This is a genomic window from Candidatus Thiopontia autotrophica, from assembly GCF_982804495.1.
Genome location: NZ_CEYDPX010000015.1, coordinates 25,308 through 40,174 on the forward strand (window position 1 = coordinate 25,308; position 14,867 = coordinate 40,174).

General features: G+C 49.6%; 20 protein-coding genes and 1 pseudogene. 4 read left to right on the forward strand and 17 right to left on the reverse strand.

Going from position 1 to position 14,867, the window contains the following annotated elements; translation table 11 throughout:
- Position 1: 1 nt before the first annotated feature.
- Positions 2–424: a PqqD family peptide modification chaperone gene (locus AC3ZFK_RS05780; RefSeq protein WP_487506490.1), complete on the reverse strand. Its 423-nt coding sequence runs from the start codon at positions 422–424 to the stop codon at positions 2–4.
- Between the two features lie 9 nt (positions 425–433).
- Complete coding sequence (locus AC3ZFK_RS05785) at positions 434–745, reverse strand: hypothetical protein (RefSeq protein ID WP_487506489.1); 312 nt, start codon at positions 743–745, stop codon at positions 434–436.
- A gap of 138 nt (positions 746–883) precedes the next feature.
- Between AC3ZFK_RS05785 and AC3ZFK_RS05790 the strand changes: the two genes are divergently transcribed.
- The 4 genes from AC3ZFK_RS05790 (at position 884) to AC3ZFK_RS05805 (ending at position 2,656) form a co-directional block, all read left to right on the forward strand.
- A complete protein-coding gene (locus AC3ZFK_RS05790) occupies positions 884–1,369 on the forward strand; it encodes an FKBP-type peptidyl-prolyl cis-trans isomerase (protein ID WP_487506488.1) in 486 nt (161 codons plus the stop codon).
- Between the two features lie 127 nt (positions 1,370–1,496).
- On the forward strand, positions 1,497–2,165 hold the full coding sequence (locus AC3ZFK_RS05795; RefSeq protein ID WP_487506487.1) for a Bax inhibitor-1/YccA family protein: 669 nt from the start codon (positions 1,497–1,499) through the stop codon (positions 2,163–2,165).
- 83 nt (positions 2,166–2,248) lie between these two features.
- On the forward strand, positions 2,249–2,419 hold the full coding sequence (locus AC3ZFK_RS05800) for a hypothetical protein (protein WP_487506486.1): 171 nt from the start codon (positions 2,249–2,251) through the stop codon (positions 2,417–2,419).
- A gap of 24 nt (positions 2,420–2,443) precedes the next feature.
- A complete protein-coding gene (locus tag AC3ZFK_RS05805; protein ID WP_487506485.1) occupies positions 2,444–2,656 on the forward strand; it encodes an Alvin_2107 family globule sulfur oxidation protein in 213 nt (70 codons plus the stop codon).
- A 33-nt stretch (positions 2,657–2,689) separates the two neighbouring features.
- Here AC3ZFK_RS05805 and AC3ZFK_RS05810 read toward each other — a convergent pair whose 3' ends face one another.
- The 15 genes and pseudogenes from AC3ZFK_RS05810 to AC3ZFK_RS05880 form a co-directional block, all read right to left on the reverse strand.
- Positions 2,690–3,256 (reverse strand): hypothetical protein, encoded by a 567-nt coding sequence (locus AC3ZFK_RS05810; RefSeq protein WP_487506484.1) that lies wholly within the window; start codon positions 3,254–3,256, stop codon positions 2,690–2,692.
- A gap of 2 nt (positions 3,257–3,258) precedes the next feature.
- Entirely contained in the window at positions 3,259–3,582 is a 324-nt protein-coding gene (locus AC3ZFK_RS05815; RefSeq protein WP_487506483.1) for a HesB/IscA family protein, read from the reverse strand.
- The gene (locus tag AC3ZFK_RS05820) at positions 3,583–4,965 is read right to left on the reverse strand and encodes a cobyrinic acid a,c-diamide synthase CobB (protein ID WP_487506482.1); all 1,383 of its coding nucleotides are present in this window, start codon (positions 4,963–4,965) and stop codon (positions 3,583–3,585) included.
- An 18-nt stretch (positions 4,966–4,983) separates the two neighbouring features.
- Complete coding sequence (gene nrfD, locus AC3ZFK_RS05825) at positions 4,984–6,198, reverse strand: NrfD/PsrC family molybdoenzyme membrane anchor subunit (RefSeq protein WP_487506481.1); 1,215 nt, start codon at positions 6,196–6,198, stop codon at positions 4,984–4,986.
- Between the two features lie 11 nt (positions 6,199–6,209).
- Positions 6,210–6,959 carry a sulfate reduction electron transfer complex DsrMKJOP subunit DsrO gene (gene dsrO / locus AC3ZFK_RS05830; protein ID WP_487506512.1) on the reverse strand — a complete coding sequence of 250 codons (750 nt, stop codon included), beginning with the start codon at positions 6,957–6,959 and terminating at the stop codon, positions 6,210–6,212.
- Between the two features lie 35 nt (positions 6,960–6,994).
- Positions 6,995–7,420 carry an Hdr-like menaquinol oxidoreductase cytochrome c subunit gene (locus AC3ZFK_RS05835; RefSeq protein WP_487506480.1) on the reverse strand — a complete coding sequence of 142 codons (426 nt, stop codon included), beginning with the start codon at positions 7,418–7,420 and terminating at the stop codon, positions 6,995–6,997.
- Between the two features lie 37 nt (positions 7,421–7,457).
- The gene (locus AC3ZFK_RS05840) at positions 7,458–9,437 is read right to left on the reverse strand and encodes an NAD(P)-binding protein (protein WP_487506479.1); all 1,980 of its coding nucleotides are present in this window, start codon (positions 9,435–9,437) and stop codon (positions 7,458–7,460) included.
- 36 nt (positions 9,438–9,473) lie between these two features.
- Positions 9,474–11,039, reverse strand: coding sequence for a sulfate reduction electron transfer complex DsrMKJOP subunit DsrK (gene dsrK, locus AC3ZFK_RS05845; RefSeq protein ID WP_487541489.1), 1,566 nt, complete (start codon positions 11,037–11,039; stop codon positions 9,474–9,476).
- Complete coding sequence (locus AC3ZFK_RS05850; RefSeq protein ID WP_487506477.1) at positions 11,015–11,740, reverse strand: respiratory nitrate reductase subunit gamma; 726 nt, start codon at positions 11,738–11,740, stop codon at positions 11,015–11,017. Before AC3ZFK_RS05850 ends, dsrK begins: the two co-directional genes overlap by 25 nt.
- Positions 11,741–11,948: 208 nt before the next feature.
- A complete protein-coding gene (locus AC3ZFK_RS05855) occupies positions 11,949–12,281 on the reverse strand; it encodes a TusE/DsrC/DsvC family sulfur relay protein (RefSeq protein WP_487506476.1) in 333 nt (110 codons plus the stop codon).
- 51 nt (positions 12,282–12,332) lie between these two features.
- Positions 12,333–12,620: a sulfurtransferase complex subunit TusB gene (gene tusB / locus AC3ZFK_RS05860; RefSeq protein ID WP_487506475.1), complete on the reverse strand. Its 288-nt coding sequence runs from the start codon at positions 12,618–12,620 to the stop codon at positions 12,333–12,335.
- A gap of 19 nt (positions 12,621–12,639) precedes the next feature.
- On the reverse strand, positions 12,640–13,047 hold the full coding sequence (gene tusC / locus AC3ZFK_RS05865; protein WP_487506474.1) for a sulfurtransferase complex subunit TusC: 408 nt from the start codon (positions 13,045–13,047) through the stop codon (positions 12,640–12,642).
- Between the two features lie 14 nt (positions 13,048–13,061).
- A complete protein-coding gene (gene tusD / locus AC3ZFK_RS05870) occupies positions 13,062–13,454 on the reverse strand; it encodes a sulfurtransferase complex subunit TusD (RefSeq protein ID WP_487506473.1) in 393 nt (130 codons plus the stop codon).
- A gap of 58 nt (positions 13,455–13,512) precedes the next feature.
- Positions 13,513–14,586 (reverse strand): dissimilatory-type sulfite reductase subunit beta, encoded by a 1,074-nt coding sequence (gene dsrB, locus AC3ZFK_RS05875; protein WP_487506472.1) that lies wholly within the window; start codon positions 14,584–14,586, stop codon positions 13,513–13,515.
- 63 nt (positions 14,587–14,649) lie between these two features.
- Positions 14,650–14,867 (reverse strand): annotated as a pseudogene (locus AC3ZFK_RS05880) (dissimilatory-type sulfite reductase subunit alpha); the annotation flags it as partial.

The window sequence follows — 14,867 nt, forward strand, 5'->3', positions numbered from 1 at the left end:
TTTAATGCGGTAACTGGTAGTAACCATCCTCTTGCAGAAAACGCTTCGCCTCTTCCGGATCCAGCTCCTCAATGGGTCTGGCAAGGTGGTAGGCAGGCTCAATGGGTGCCTCATTCAGCCTGACCGTCCCTGAATCCACCAAACGCTCCACCACAGAGAGAATGGTACGCTCCAACTCTGCCGGTGGCTGCTCCATATACTGCCCCCGAAGGTGGCCGATCAATTCGCCCACGGTATGCTGCCCATCGGCCAGCATAAAGACGGTGGCTAACCAGGGCTCCAGGCTGACGGTTTGCTTTGGATCACGCTTGTCCACCAGCGCAACCTCACCATCCCCCCCAGTCAGCCTGGTATAGGCATTATTGCGACAGAAGTAGTGGCTCTGATCCAATTCGTCGCTGCTCTCTATCTCTTCACCACCCACGATCTACTCCTATAACCAGCCGTTTAACCTTGCCGCATGCGCAGTCAATAATAGTACAGCCGTATAAAGCGCAACATTCTGAACAAATATTTTACTCATCAACCGGGTGATGTTCTGTTCCAGCTCTCTACCGGCCTGCTCACGATCCTTCTCGGGGAGGGCCTCTATTTCAGCAAACTTCTCTTTTCGTATCCGAACCTGATCAGCAGCCTGGGTCACACAGACGACCAGAATGGCAATCCCAATCCTCTCCGCCGTTGGCAGGAAAAAATATGCCCCCAACCACCCCATCAGGGCATGCATCATGAAGTTCCACAGCATAACCAGAAATCCTTTTGTTAAAACAAGCTTGGCAGTCTGCATGTCACCAGCAGATCAGTCAACTATTCTCTACTGTAATTTGTGAAAAATTACCTGTAATATCCGCTGATTCTTCTTCTCACGAGTACAGTTTGCACGATGAAAATATGTAAAGATCGAGTCGTTACCATCGAATACAAGATGGTCGACGACAAGGGAGAGGTGATCGATAGTACCGATCATAGTGAACCCCTCTCCTTTATTCAGGGCCACGCAACGGTGCTGCCCGCCATTGAGAAGCAGGTTGAAGGGCGTCAGGCAGGAGAGAGTATCACCTTTGCTCTTGACCCTGCTGATAGCTATGGGGAGCGGGATAAATCAAAAATCCAGGTGGTCCCTATCAGTCAGTTCAACACAGAGCGCGAAATCCATGTTGGCATGCAGTTCTTCACCCAGAAGAACGGACATGATATCCCTGTTACTATCACTGCCGTCAGTGATAGCGAGGTTACCATTGATGGAAATCACCCACTGGCTGGAGCCGACATCAATGTTAATCTGGTGATTGTAGAGGTTCGTGAGGCGGTGGATGCTGAACTGGAAAGTGGTGAGATCCAGACTGATCAGGAGCTGTTTAGCCAATAGAGTCCATTGCTGAGGATTCCAGGAGCCTGCCCAGGTGCCCACCACATGGTGACCAATTTTACGGAACCATTGACCACTTTTATGTTCTAATATCTCAATATTGACTACTTAAAATTTGAGGAAAATCATGAACCCAATGGAACAATCTATATCACGTAGCCAGGAGTCAACTCTTGCTACCAACAAGGTTATCAAGAGTACCTACACCCTACTCTCTACAACCCTGATCTTTAGTGCCCTGATGGCTGCTCTCTCTGTAGTCATGCAGACATCACCGGGGGTAAGTCTTGTATCCTCACTGGGAGCTTTAGGGCTGATATGGCTGGTTCTTCCTCGTACAGCCAACTCTGCCAGCGGTCTTGGGGTTGTGTTTGCAATTACCGGTCTTCTTGGTTTTGGTCTGGGCCCAATGTTAACCCATTATCTGAGTATGCCAAATGGTGGCGAGCTGATTGCAACTGCATTTGGTGGAACCGGAATTATCTTTCTTGGGCTCTCTGGCTACGCCCTGACCACCCAGAAGGATTTCAGCTTTATGGGTGGATTCCTGATTGCAGGTCTGATGATGGCGCTAGTGGTTATGCTGGCAAACATCTTCTTTAATATTCCTGCACTCTCACTGGCGATATCCGGGGTGATTATCATGCTGATGAGCGGTTTCATTCTCTATGACACCAGCCGCATGATTCACGATCCAAATGCCAACTACATTATGATGACCGTTGGTCTTTATCTGAATATATTCAATCTGTTTGTCCATCTGCTCCACATTCTTGGTGCGATGAGAGACGACTGATATTAATTTACCCAACAATGCAAAAGCCCCGCACTGTCGGGGCTTTTTTCTTTTTAGAACAGTGAGGTGACCATATGGACTGGATGAAAATTGGCTCAGCCCTGCTTCTGCTGATGATGATTATCTACATCTTTCCAAGAGCCAGACACATGATGACAAACAGCCCCAAGGCTGAGGCAGGCGAGTGGCAGAGTGCAATTCTGCTTCTACTGGCAGTAGTCCTTTTTGTTCTGGTCCTGATTGCCCTGGTTTGATATTTTCAGGATAATAGGACGACCATGAGTGAGATCAGCTACTACGATGCCGTCTGCAGAATGATTGAGATGAATGTTAATTCTGAGTATATGGAGGGGTGGATGGCAGGCTATCTACGCAACCCCAGGCGTGAGGAGCACGAGATTACGCAGGAGTACTCATCAGGCTTTGAGGATGGTCTGGAGCGTGATGTCAGACACTTCTGTAGTTGGGTTATTCCGCTGAAGAGCAGTTAGGAGTTATGACGGGGACTTAAGTATTGTGTTCCCTTAATTCAATTCAACACCGACAATTCCCTCGATTGATTTTTTCAGTGCCTCAATGGCGTCCGGGACCTCAATCTCCATGATCTGATCAATCACCCAGCGGTTGTCCTGGTCGTCACCCATAATGGCACCTACTCTCTCTCCAAAGTAACGAATAAAGTGGTAGCTTGGCCCATCGTCACCAAAACTGAATTCTGCATAGTCAGCTGCCCTCTCGTTTATCAACCCTACCAGATCGGTACGGTCAGGCCCCTGCTCTGGCAGGTCGGCATAGTTATCCTCAACAATATCTAGCAACCGATAGGCCATTGCACCGATGAACTGTCCCCGTATATCAGGCTCCATAGAGTCATAAACCAGTCGGTCTGTAATCTGGATCAGAAAAATCAACATTTCGGTCATCACCTCCAGACCCTGGGATTTGGAGGTGAAATAGAACTTCTCATCCTGCAGGTTTCTAACCATCTTCAGGGAGAACTTCCAGCAGTTATAGGATAGTGAACCAGCCAGCTCACTTATTTCATGCTTGTCATCCTTGTGCCATTTATGGGCAATCCGCATGAACGCCATATTTAGTTTCTCTTTTTCGATGGAGAGGTGTAGGTAGGGTCATTTGGATTGAGCACAATCAGGCTCATCTCCCCGCCATCCATCTCCACATAATCCAGGGTAGCGTCTTCCAGATATTCTCGCAGCTCTTCATTGATGAACACCGTTACCTCTCCGAACTTGAATTCAAGATCACTCTCACGTTTTTCGTCAAATCCGATACCATAATCATACCCACCATCTGACGACTCTTTGATGGCAACCCTGAGCCCCAGCTCATTTTCAATACCACCTGTCTCTATGGAGTGGTTAATAAAACCGAGTGCATTTTCTGTAACTGTAATCATCTATTTTTCCTGTTTAGTCTCGTTTTTTATCTCTCTGACACGGTCGACAAACTCTTTAACCCATGGATTTTGTCTGCTGTTTCTCTGGTGGACATAACTTGCCAGAAGGTTTTTGTAGACAATTCCATCGTGCCTGCCATCAACCCCAAAGCCACGATGAATCGAGTAGGCAAACTCCGTATCCTCTGCAAGATTCTCAAGTGATGAGTAGTGAAACTCATGTGCTGGGGTATCAGATGACTCTCCACTACGCTGGAAGCGGGCGTACCCACGCCCCTGGGGTCTCTTGTGCATCACACTGTCGCCGTCAACTATCCCCACCATCTCACGGCAATCATCACCCCAGCTTATCTGACGTGACAGATACATCAGGCCGCCACACTCCGCATAGGTTGGTACTCCATTCTCAATGGCATCATAAATCTGTCTACGCATAGAGCGGTTCTGCTCCAGTTGAGCCATGTGGGTCTCGGGAAAACCTCCCCCAATAAAGAGGCCGTCTACATCCGGCAGATCACTGTCATGAAGTGGACTGAACGGAACCAACTCTACCCCCTGTTGACGAAACGCATCCAGATCTGCCGAGTAGTAAAAACCAAACGCCTCATCTCTGGCAATCCCAACCCGCAGTGGTGGTGTCACCACACTCTGAACAGAGCTATCACCTATCACCTCTGAAACAGAATGATCATCCTGTTCCTGAGAGTCAGGAACAAGCTCCAGCAGACGATCAAGATCTACCTGCTCCTCGACAACTCTGCGAATGGTCTCAATCTTGTTGCGAGCCTCATGGGCCTCATTGCTTGGAACCAGTCCAAGGTGACGCTCTACGATCTCCAGGTCTGGATGACGCGGTATGGTGCCCAGAACAGCCATATCAGTATAGTGTTCAACCACCTGTTGCAATTTTTTCTCATGGCGTGAACCTCCAGTCTGATTAAGGATTACCCCTACAAAATTGATCTCCGGGTCAAAATTCTGATACCCCAGCAGTAACGGGGCAATACCTCTGGTGATTCCATTGGTGTTTATTACTAACACAACTGGTAGATCCAGCAGTTTTGCCATCGCTCCATTACTATCACTACCATCAACCGAAAGGCCATCAAATAGCCCCTTGTTGCCCTCTACAATAGAGAGGTCTGAACCTGCCTGTTCTGCATGGTAGAGCGCGAGTATCTCTTCACGCTCCATGGTATAGAAATCCAGGGTATGGCACGGTAGGCCTGATGCCATCGAGAGCCACATTGGATCAATATAGTCAGGGCCCTTCTTGAATGGGGATACAGAGAGGCCCCGTGCAGCATATGCTGCACAGAGGCCTAGAGTTACGGTTGTTTTCCCTGAAGATTTATGGGCTGCAGAGATGTAGAGCTGCTTCAATGGCAGACTGTTCCACGCTTAGGCTGGAACCTCAGTGATATTCTCTGTGTGCTCGGCATCAAGATTGTCTGGCACCAGGCGCAACATCTTGATTGCAAACAGGAAGAGCGCGATCGCAACAGCAACTCCACCAAGCCCCAACAGAATCTCTGGAAGTGATGGGGTGTAGCTATTTACCACCCCCTCATTGAAGCTGCTGCTAACCTCTTTGCCCGGGAAGAGCACCAGAGGGAAGGCCTGACCACCGACTACAATGCCGTAGATATGGGCAAATCCACCCACAATCACCAGCGAGGATGCGGTAATGAGTGAGCGAATGTCATAACGAAATGAGGGGTGGTAGATCAGGATTAGTGGAACAACCCCGCCCAGCAGAACCTGAACAACCCAGAAGAGGAAGGTGTAGATACCACCATCCATCAGGATAAAGCGCTCAAAACCGGCATGCTCTGCAGCATAGAGGTTGGTCAGATGGAAGACCACAGTAAAGTAGAGAACCGCAGCCACAAAGACCCCAAACAGATTGTTGAGGCGCTCAATCAGATCGGCACTGATGGAGCGGTCGGTATAGCGATAGATCCCGATCAGCAGGATCATGAAGATCGCCTTGCCGAATGCAAATGACATGATAATAAACATGGGCGCCATGATCGCCGCATCGTAGCCCTGTCTGGCTGAGAGGAAGCCGAAGATCGATCCGGTACCTGTGGTCAACACAAGTCGCCAGATAAAGGCTGCAGTACCAGCCTTGCGGGTATGCTGATGCATCTTTGGATCAAACATGGTCCAGAGATAGGTGAGCACAATCACGAAGAACCCTGTGTAGAGGATTATGTTCCAGGCAAATATTGATTTGAAGTTGTATGAGGTTATTGCGGTGATCATACGGTCTGCACGCCCAAGATCGAGCAGTAGAACCACCAACCCGCCCGCCAGCAGGGTCAATGCCAACATTGCCGACATTCTGGCCATCGGTTTGTAGATCTTCTGGTTGAAAACTGATGAAATCGAGGCTACGTTAAGGGCACCAGAAGCGGCAACAATCAGGAAAATCGCAAATACGTGCGGCATTCCCCAGACAACCTGGTTGTTCATCCCGGTTACGTGGTGGCCACTGTGCTCCATATAGAGGAATGCCCCGGCAGCCATCAGGATGAAAAATCCCAGTGCTCCCATCAATCCCCAGTAGCCAAGGCTACGACCCTCTATTCCGCTGTAGACGACTCTTTTCATCTCTGTTTTCCTTAAATCCCGCTGTAACGGATACCTGGGTTCAACCCAAGATCGGCACGAATCTGGGTAGAGTCAACCTCTGCCAGTTTCTTGGAAATATCGCTATTGGGATCATTCAGATCACCAAACATCATTGCTCCACTGCTGCACTTTTCAACACAGGCTGGCTGATCACCACGGTCCACTCTATGTACACACATGGTACATGCCTCAACTGTTCCCTTGCCGCGGGGTGAGTTGCTCTTCTGGTCATGCAGTGGCTCATGGACAAAGGAACGTGCCTTGTATGGGCAGGCCATCATGCAGTAGCGGCAACCGATACAGATATGTTTGTCAACCAACACAATGCCATCAGCTCGCTTCATCGAGGCACCAGTTGGGCAGACATCTACACAGGCTGGATTCTCGCAGTGCTGACACATCATCGGCAGCTGATCGGTATGTCCAGTCTGTTTGTCGCGGATGGTTACGGTACGGATCCACTGCGCCTTCTGTTGTGGGTTGGATTGAGACTCATCAGTTGAGCCCTCGCCCCAGCCATTCTCCTGCTGACAGGCGGAGACACAGTCGCTGCATCCGTCTGTACATTTGTTGGTATCAACCAACATGCCCCAACGCTTGCTGCTGCTTGCGCCCTCTGGCTGATCCTGATCTGCCTGGGCAATAGTCATCAGGGTAATTCCTGGTGCGATTAGTGCGGTTGCACCCGCAGCCTGGACCATAAAGCGACGACGCTGCCGACTCTCTAACTGAGAATCCATCTCTTCTGTTCTGTTGTCTGTTGTCTGATCTTGACTCATTTTGCAGAACTCCCAACAGCGATTCTGGGCTGGTCTGGTTTGGTTGCATGACACTCGAAACAGTCTATGCTCACCGAGGTAAAGGCGTGACAACTACTGCAGAACTGATCCTCCGCATTAATTGCAATGCTGTTTCCATGGTCATCCTGCTGAGTATGGCACTCAACACACCCCTTGATGCTACCCTCAACCGGGCGGATCCCAAGTTGCAGGGTACGATCACGATCGTGCTGCAACAGCTCCATGTGGTTGCGTCGCATCCATGCGGTCTCGCGCACACAGGCGTCACCCGCGTTGGAGCTGATAGATGATCTGGCTCCATCATGATCGCCGCCACTCTGAGCGATCGAGGCATAACCCATCAATGAACTCAGAACCAGTGCCACCACTGTGACACGCTGTCTTGAAATCTGTTTTAACATTTGTGACAACATCACATTCAACCTCTGGTTGTGGTATCTACTCACCGAGCCCCATCTGGATATAACCGGTTGGACATACGTCCTCACAGATGTTGCAGCCAACACATTTAGAGTAGTCCGTATCTACGTAACGACCCATGGCGCTCTCATTCTTGCGCACCTTGAATACTGCCTGCTGGGGACAGAAGATAACGCAGTTATCACACTCAAAGCACATACCACAGCTCATGCAGCGCTTTGCCTCTGCAACCGCAGTATCCTTGTCCAGGCCGACCATGCGCTCCTCGAAGTTCTGCAGAACTACCTCAGCATCAACCTCCTTGAAACTGCGGTGGTTGCGCGGACTATTCTCGAAATGGCCCAGGAAGAGCTTCTCATGGGTAATTACCGAGGCAAAAGAGCGGTCCTCATAGTTATGGATCGCAAACTTGCTGCTATCGGTACCTCTGAGTCCATCCTCCTTCTCCCTGCCATCACCCTCTGGCGCAAAGTTCTCTGGCTCAAGACCTGCACGCTGTAGCTGATCCCCCAACTGGAAGTGATGTACGTCAACCTTTGGTCGGACTGACAACTCTTCACCCTTCAGGTACTCATTAATTGACTCAACCGCAACTGACGCCTGGCCAATTGCTGTAGTGAGTAGATGTGGACGGATGATATCGCCAGCAACAAAGTGTCCTGGCTTGCCCTTTACTGCATAGTTTTTGGTGGCATCAATCAGACCACGACCATTGTCAAGATCCTCATAACCGGTGAAATCACCAGTCTGCCCGATTGCTGAGGCGATTAGTGAACACTCAAGAATCTCCTCTGTACCCTCGATAGGCTCGGCCTTGCCGGACTCGTAACTGAGCTGCACCACCTTGAGACCGGTAGCACGGCCATCTGCATCGAGGACAACCTCGACAGGGCTCAGTGAGCCACGGATCTCTACACCCTCACGCAGGGCATCATCAATCTCGTGCTGTGCTGCACTCATGTTTTCGATTGGCTGACGCGAGATCAACAGAACCTCAGCACCCTCACGGGCCGCAGTATCTGCAACATCATGTGCAGTATCACCCATAATGATATGTTCTGGGCGATCATTGTCATGAGGCGTATCAATATGGCCAATACGGCGGGCAACAGAGGCGACATCGATGGAGGTATCACCACCACCAACCACAACCACCTTGCCAGATACATGTTTCAGTCGACCAGAGTTGAAGGCACTAAGGAAGGCAACACCGGTAATACAGTTGGGAGCCTCGGCACCATCAATAGGTAGTGGACGGCCAGACTGGGCGCCAATTGCCCAGAAAACAGCATCAAATTCTTTCTCAATATCCTCTACAGAGATATCAGTTCCAACACGGGTATTGAGGCGGAGCTCAACACCCATATCAGTAATACGTTTGACCTCACCGGCCAGCATCTCACGTGGGGTACGATATCCAGGAATACCGTAGACCATCATTCCACCCAGGGTGTCATGGTCATCAAAGATGGTTGCACCGTGACCAATCTTGCGCAGCTGGTAGGCTGCCGCCAATCCTGCTGGACCGCCACCGATGATTGCAACCTTCTTGCCGCTATCCTCGCCAGACTCAAACCCGAGATCACTCTCCAGGGCGCTGTCACCGATAAACTGGTCAATCGAGTTAATCCCTACAAAATCCTCAACCTCATTACGGTTACAGCCATCCTGACAGGGTGCAGGACAGACTCGACCCATGGTTGAAGGGAAGGGGTTGGCCTCGGTGTAGAGACGAAATGCATGCTCTTCCATGGTCACACCCTCTGGTGGGGTATCGAGGCCACGGACGATATCGAGCCAGCCACGAACATCATGACCTGATGGGCAACTAGCCTGACAGGGTGGAGTCTGGTGAACGTAGGTGGGACACTTGTGGGTCCAGCTAGCCTGCCAGATCATCTCATCGTTATCGTAAAAACGTCCAAACTCTTCACGAGGATAGTCCTCGTAACGACGGAAATTCAGCTCTTTGTTCATCTCATCACTTGGCGTTGCCATTATCAGATGCTCCTATCTTTTAAATTAATCATTGCTTTAATCGTTGTTCTCAAACACCAGTGCATCACCAACCAGTTGGTGAACACTTATAATCATATCCATTGGCATCTTGTAATAAGGCAGCACCTTGGTGAACTGGCTCTTACAAATTGCACATATTGCTGCAAGGGTATCTACCCCCTCCTCCTCAAACACCTTATGGAGAGCATTCATGCGAGGCATTGCCCCCTTGACACGGAGCTCCATCAGATCGTCTGTCAGCAGACCGCCGCCACCACCACAACAGAGGGTCTCCTCATACATGGTAGAGCTATCCATCTCGACGTAATTGTTGACCACACCCTTGATAACCTCACGAGGCAGAATAAACTGGCCACGCTCAATACCGCCCATACCAGATCCACGTGCCACGTTACAGGAGTCATGGAAGGTAACGGTACGGTGGTCATTTGCCGATTTATCAATCTTCAAGGCGCCACGTTGCATCAAATCGTAGGTAAATTCTATGATGTGCTGGGGGGCGGGATAGCGCGGATCAAGCTGCTTCTGCAGCATCTGCGCATATTTGTCATCTGCCGCAGCACCGTGTCCGGTACCAGCAAGGGTATTCCAGAAGCTGTAGGCAACACGCCATGCGTGGCCACACTCACCAACAATTACCCGCTTCACACCCAACTCAAGAGCTGCGGTACGAATTCTCTCCGCAACACTCTTCATGGTTGCATAGTTGCCGATAAACATACCGAAGTTGGCACCTTCAGAGGCGTAAGAGCTCATGGTCCAGCTAATTCCAGCCTGGTGGAATACCTTGGCATAACCCAGCAGTCCATCAATATGGGGCTCTGCAAAAAAGTCTGCCGATGGGGTGATCAACAGCACGTCTGCACCCTTCTCATCAAGTGGCATGCGAATTGGCAGACCAGTCTCATCCTCCAGATCCTCTTCGAGATCCTCCAGAGTCGCCTTCAGAGCGGGGCCTGGCAGACCCAGATTGTTACCAATCTTTAGCACCTTGCCCAAAATCTCATTGTCATACTTCTGGCCATAACCGACAGCATCGAGAATATCTCGTGCAGCCATGGTGATCTCTGCAGTATCAATACCGTAGGGACAGAAAACGGAGCAGCGACGACACTCTGAACACTGATGATAGTAGCTGTGCCACTCATCCAGAGTTTCACGGGTCAGATCCTTCGCCCCCACCAGGTTGGGGAAGAACTTGCCGGCAAAGGTAAAGTAACGACGGTAGACACTACGCAGTAGCTCCTGACGAGCAACCGGCATGTTTTTGGGGTCTGCAGTACCGAGGAAGTAGTGACACTTGTCGGTACAGGATCCACAGTGGACACAGATATCGAGGAACAGGCTAAAGCTACGAGAGGTCTTGTTCAGATCTGCCATCTTCGCAATTGCCCGGTCATGCCAATCATCAACCAGCTCGCCCGGGAAGTTCAGCGCCTCCTGGTGGTCTGGCTTGGCCACAAATGGTGAGGAGTGAGCCATAGCCCCCTCCTGCAGCACAGGAATCTCTACGTACTCTGTCAGCTCTGGAGCATCAATCTTTACTCTGGCCACAATTATTTCTCCATCTCTGCTGCCCATGGAGCGATATGTCGCTTCTCACGTGAATCATCGATTTGATTACGGGTTGGGCTAAAGAAAATGCCTGGGGCATGCATCAATTTACTGATCGGGAAGATCACCATCAACAGAATAACCAGTGAAAGATGAACAATCAAAATTGGGTCTGCTGGCAGCTCATGGGATAGATCAAACGAGATTACCCCCAACATAAACTCTTTAAGGGCAACAATATCGGTATGGAATACCATGGTTGTCATCATCCCGCTTACACCAATACCAAGCAGCAGTAGTAGCATCAGGTGGTCGGATGGAGTACTGATGTAACGAATCCGCTCCACAATAAAACGACGTGCCCAGAGTCCTGCAAGACCGGCGATCATGGCAAATCCTGCATACTTGCCAAAGGGTTGAACAATATTGACCCAGAACCAGGGAAACTCCTGGAAATAACGAACATGACGAGCAAGCACCAGGAACAGTGCCATATGGAACATCCAGCCAAATATCCAGATCCACTTGTTGGACTTGAACAGGCTTTCAAACAGTACAACCTCGCGGGCCATACGGTAGACCATCCCTGTCTGTGTTCTAGGTGCAGGCATGGTAGGAATTTTGAGCGGAGCCGGGGTGCGCCAGTAGGCAACGACTCTCAGAGCAACGCCAATCACCAGAATGGCCGTGGCTACATAAAAAAGTATGGCAAACAGTTCAGTTAACATACGCCTATCGCCTCCGCGACATTTTCTCTACAGGTAAATTACTGTGCAAAATCAGGAGGTTGCAGTACAACTAACTCCTGAATAAATTATTGCTCAGATTGCCGACTGCAGGGTTCCAGTGCAAGGCAGAAAATGTGAATTTACAAGTGTAAATTACCATTTTCAAACGCCGCAATGGGGCGCTACAGTCGGTAAGCTGAGTGAGAACTTAGATACAGCCTGTTGGCTTGGGTAACCCACCAATCTTACAAGCCTGCTTTGCAGGGCCGAATGGGAACAACTCATACAGATACTTGCTGTTACCCTTCTCCTTACCAAGCTTTTTACCAAGAGCCTTGGTCAATACACGTACTGCAGGGGCAATCTGATACTCGTCGTAATACTCACGCAGGAAGTCAATTACCTCCCAATGTGCATCAGTCAACTCAACATCCTCATCAGCAGCCAATACTGCAGCCACATCTCTTGTCCAATCATTAATATCGGAGAGGTAACCCTCTTCATCAACTTCTACAGCCTGACCGTTTACATCAATACTCATAACATTTCTCCTAAAAAACAGGTAAAAAATAAAACTTAATAATTAACTCTCTTACACCCAGGATTGAACCCCATCGCCATTAGCGACAAGATCAACAAAATCGGCATAATCAACCAGATCAACTCCCTCTACGAGATTGCCCTCGATTCCTCGAGCCGCAACATCACTCTGCAGAGCCACGACCTTGGCCTTGGAGAGATCTCCCTCAACTGAACTACCTTTCAGAGCTGCATAGACACCATCCTCAATCAACAGAACCGTACTGCTGTCAGTCGCATGAGCCATACAGGAGGTGAATGAATCCTTTTCAAAAGGTGACTTGTTTACAATGTGTAGCATAATTTAATCCCCTTCTATCCTAGAAACTCAGAACCACTTCGCTCTCTTCCATGAGATCACGAATCTCATCGGCAGAGACCAGATGCATTGATGATTTTTCAGCCCAATCATCATCCTCATCCTCATAGGTAAGTGCCATCAGATCATCCATGGTCAGACCACGAGCCTCTAGCGACTCTTTCTCGACATAGATCTTGTTGACATCATAATCACCCAGCGCGTTGAACGTTGGCGAGAAGTTCTTCATTCCTGAAGCTTCACTATTTTGATCTTTCTTCAGCTGAAAAACGCCATCATCCATGAATACCAGACTTACATCCTGATCAAAGGCTGCGCCAATCAGAACCACCTCAAGTGACTCCAGTGCATATACAGTTCCGTAAGGGGCTCTACGATTTACATAGAGAAACTTTTTAATCTCAGACATTTGTGCTTCTCCTATTAATCACCAAAGACAACCAGACGGTCGGACTGAACCCCAGCCTCAATCAGCTGACCCAGACCAGAGATACGAAACCCATCCATGATGTTGGTCGCATCTTTGCCATTACGCTCTGCCTCGCCATCATCCACAATGCCGCGACGCTGAGCCGCTGCAACACAGATCACCAGATCAAGCTCATGCTCCTTGGAGAGATCACTCCAGAGCTGTTGAACATTACGATCATCCTGTGGTGGAGTCGCCAGGCGAGTCCCGTTATTTACACCATCGTGATAGAAGAAGACACGAAATATCTCATGCCCCTTCTCCAGTGCCGCCTTTACAAAATTGTAGGCACTGTCAGAGGCCTGATGCTGATATGGCCCCTCATTTACCTGTACTGAAATTTTCATCTAAACAATCCTTTTAATATCTTAAAACCATAGACCCAAGATTTCGCTAACAACGAGATCAGAAGTGGATATGTGTAGAGGCATTCAGTCTGGCAGTTGCACCGCGCCAGGTATCGATATGGTATTTAGTGAATGGAAGCTCAGTCTTCTCGAAGAATGCTGGCCAGCCGATACGTTCGGCCCACTCACCCATACGCTCCCAATCTCTTGCATCTTCCTTGTAGACCGCGAGGATCTTCTTGACCACTGCACCAACCTCAGGCCAGCGTGGAGGATTATTAGGGAGGCCTGCAGCAACCAGCTTATGGAACATTGGCTTGCTACGTGCATTCGAGTGCTTGCCGCCCACCCAGATTGCCAACTTGGAGTGCTCAGGATCGTTGATCAGCATTGGGGGACATGGAGGAAAACATGCGCCACAGCAGACACACTTCTTCTCATCAACCTCAAGTGAAGGCTTACCGTTGACGATTGCTGGACGAATCGCAGCAACTGGGCAACGAGCCACAACGGTTGGGCGCTCACAGACACCGGAAACCAGGTCATGGTTGATCTTTGGTGGCTTGGTATGCTGGATATTGATTGCAATATCACCCTGCCCACCACAGTTAATCTGACAGCATGAAGAGGTAATCTTCACACGGTTTGGCATCTCTTCACGAATAAATTCCTCATGCAGCTCATCCATTAAGGACTTAACCGCACCAGATGCGTCTGTTCCAGGAATATCACAGTGCATCCAGCCCTGAGTATGAGAGATACTGGTGATAGATGGTCCGGTTCCACCAACGGGGAAGCCCTCTTCATTCAGTCGCTCAATCAGTGGGGCCACACGGCTCTCATCCTTACAGAGGAATTCGACATTGTTTCGCACAGTAAAGCGAAGATATCCATCACTAAACTCATCAGCAATATCTGCCAACAGACGAATAGTGTATAGATCCATCTGACGCTGGGTACCACAACGGACACTCCAGATCTCATCACCAGATTTAGCCACGTGGTGGAGTACACCTGGACGAGGGCGGTCATGGAACTTCCATGATCCGTAGTTCTCCTTCATGATGGGGTGCATAAACGGTATTGCGCTTGGTACACCAGTCTCTTCCGGCATGCGGGGTGCTTCTGCCATAATTTTTCTCCAATTACTCTATTGTTTTAACTCAATAATTCTTAAACAAGGGCACTATTTAACCTAGGCGCTCTTTCGCTCTTCCCACTTGGCCACCTCATCATCCCAGTCATCCATACGGACGTAAGGTGTGGTTCGTGGAACAGCAATCATGTTCGGATCAACTTCCAAATCCATTCCTTCCAGGTAGGCAGTAATGCCGATACGCTCGATCATCTCACCTGAACGCTCATGCTCCAGAGCATTCTCTGCAAAGAAGTCAACGTGGTCACCACTGATCT

Coding starts and splice junctions, on each gene's coding strand:
- AC3ZFK_RS05805 (WP_487506485.1), top strand. CDS start 2,444: ATGAGTGAGATCAGCTACTACGATGCCGTCTGCAGAATGATTGAGATG.
- AC3ZFK_RS05790 (WP_487506488.1), top strand. CDS start 884: ATGAAAATATGTAAAGATCGAGTCGTTACCATCGAATACAAGATGGTC.
- AC3ZFK_RS05840 (WP_487506479.1), bottom strand. CDS start 9,437: ATGGCAACGCCAAGTGATGAGATGAACAAAGAGCTGAATTTCCGTCGT.
- tusB (WP_487506475.1), bottom strand. CDS start 12,620: ATGCTACACATTGTAAACAAGTCACCTTTTGAAAAGGATTCATTCACC.
- AC3ZFK_RS05835 (WP_487506480.1), bottom strand. CDS start 7,420: ATGTTAAAACAGATTTCAAGACAGCGTGTCACAGTGGTGGCACTGGTT.
- tusC (WP_487506474.1), bottom strand. CDS start 13,047: ATGTCTGAGATTAAAAAGTTTCTCTATGTAAATCGTAGAGCCCCTTAC.
- tusD (WP_487506473.1), bottom strand. CDS start 13,454: ATGAAAATTTCAGTACAGGTAAATGAGGGGCCATATCAGCATCAGGCC.
- dsrO (WP_487506512.1), bottom strand. CDS start 6,959: ATGGATTCTCAGTTAGAGAGTCGGCAGCGTCGTCGCTTTATGGTCCAG.
- AC3ZFK_RS05800 (WP_487506486.1), top strand. CDS start 2,249: ATGAAAATTGGCTCAGCCCTGCTTCTGCTGATGATGATTATCTACATC.
- dsrB (WP_487506472.1), bottom strand. CDS start 14,586: ATGGCAGAAGCACCCCGCATGCCGGAAGAGACTGGTGTACCAAGCGCA.
- AC3ZFK_RS05810 (WP_487506484.1), bottom strand. CDS start 3,256: ATGGCGTTCATGCGGATTGCCCATAAATGGCACAAGGATGACAAGCAT.
- AC3ZFK_RS05815 (WP_487506483.1), bottom strand. CDS start 3,582: ATGATTACAGTTACAGAAAATGCACTCGGTTTTATTAACCACTCCATA.
- nrfD (WP_487506481.1), bottom strand. CDS start 6,198: ATGAAAAGAGTCGTCTACAGCGGAATAGAGGGTCGTAGCCTTGGCTAC.
- dsrK (WP_487541489.1), bottom strand. CDS start 11,039: ATGGGCAGCAGAGATGGAGAAATAATTGTGGCCAGAGTAAAGATTGAT.
- AC3ZFK_RS05855 (WP_487506476.1), bottom strand. CDS start 12,281: ATGAGTATTGATGTAAACGGTCAGGCTGTAGAAGTTGATGAAGAGGGT.
- AC3ZFK_RS05795 (WP_487506487.1), top strand. CDS start 1,497: ATGAACCCAATGGAACAATCTATATCACGTAGCCAGGAGTCAACTCTT.
- AC3ZFK_RS05850 (WP_487506477.1), bottom strand. CDS start 11,740: ATGTTAACTGAACTGTTTGCCATACTTTTTTATGTAGCCACGGCCATT.
- AC3ZFK_RS05785 (WP_487506489.1), bottom strand. CDS start 745: ATGCTGTGGAACTTCATGATGCATGCCCTGATGGGGTGGTTGGGGGCA.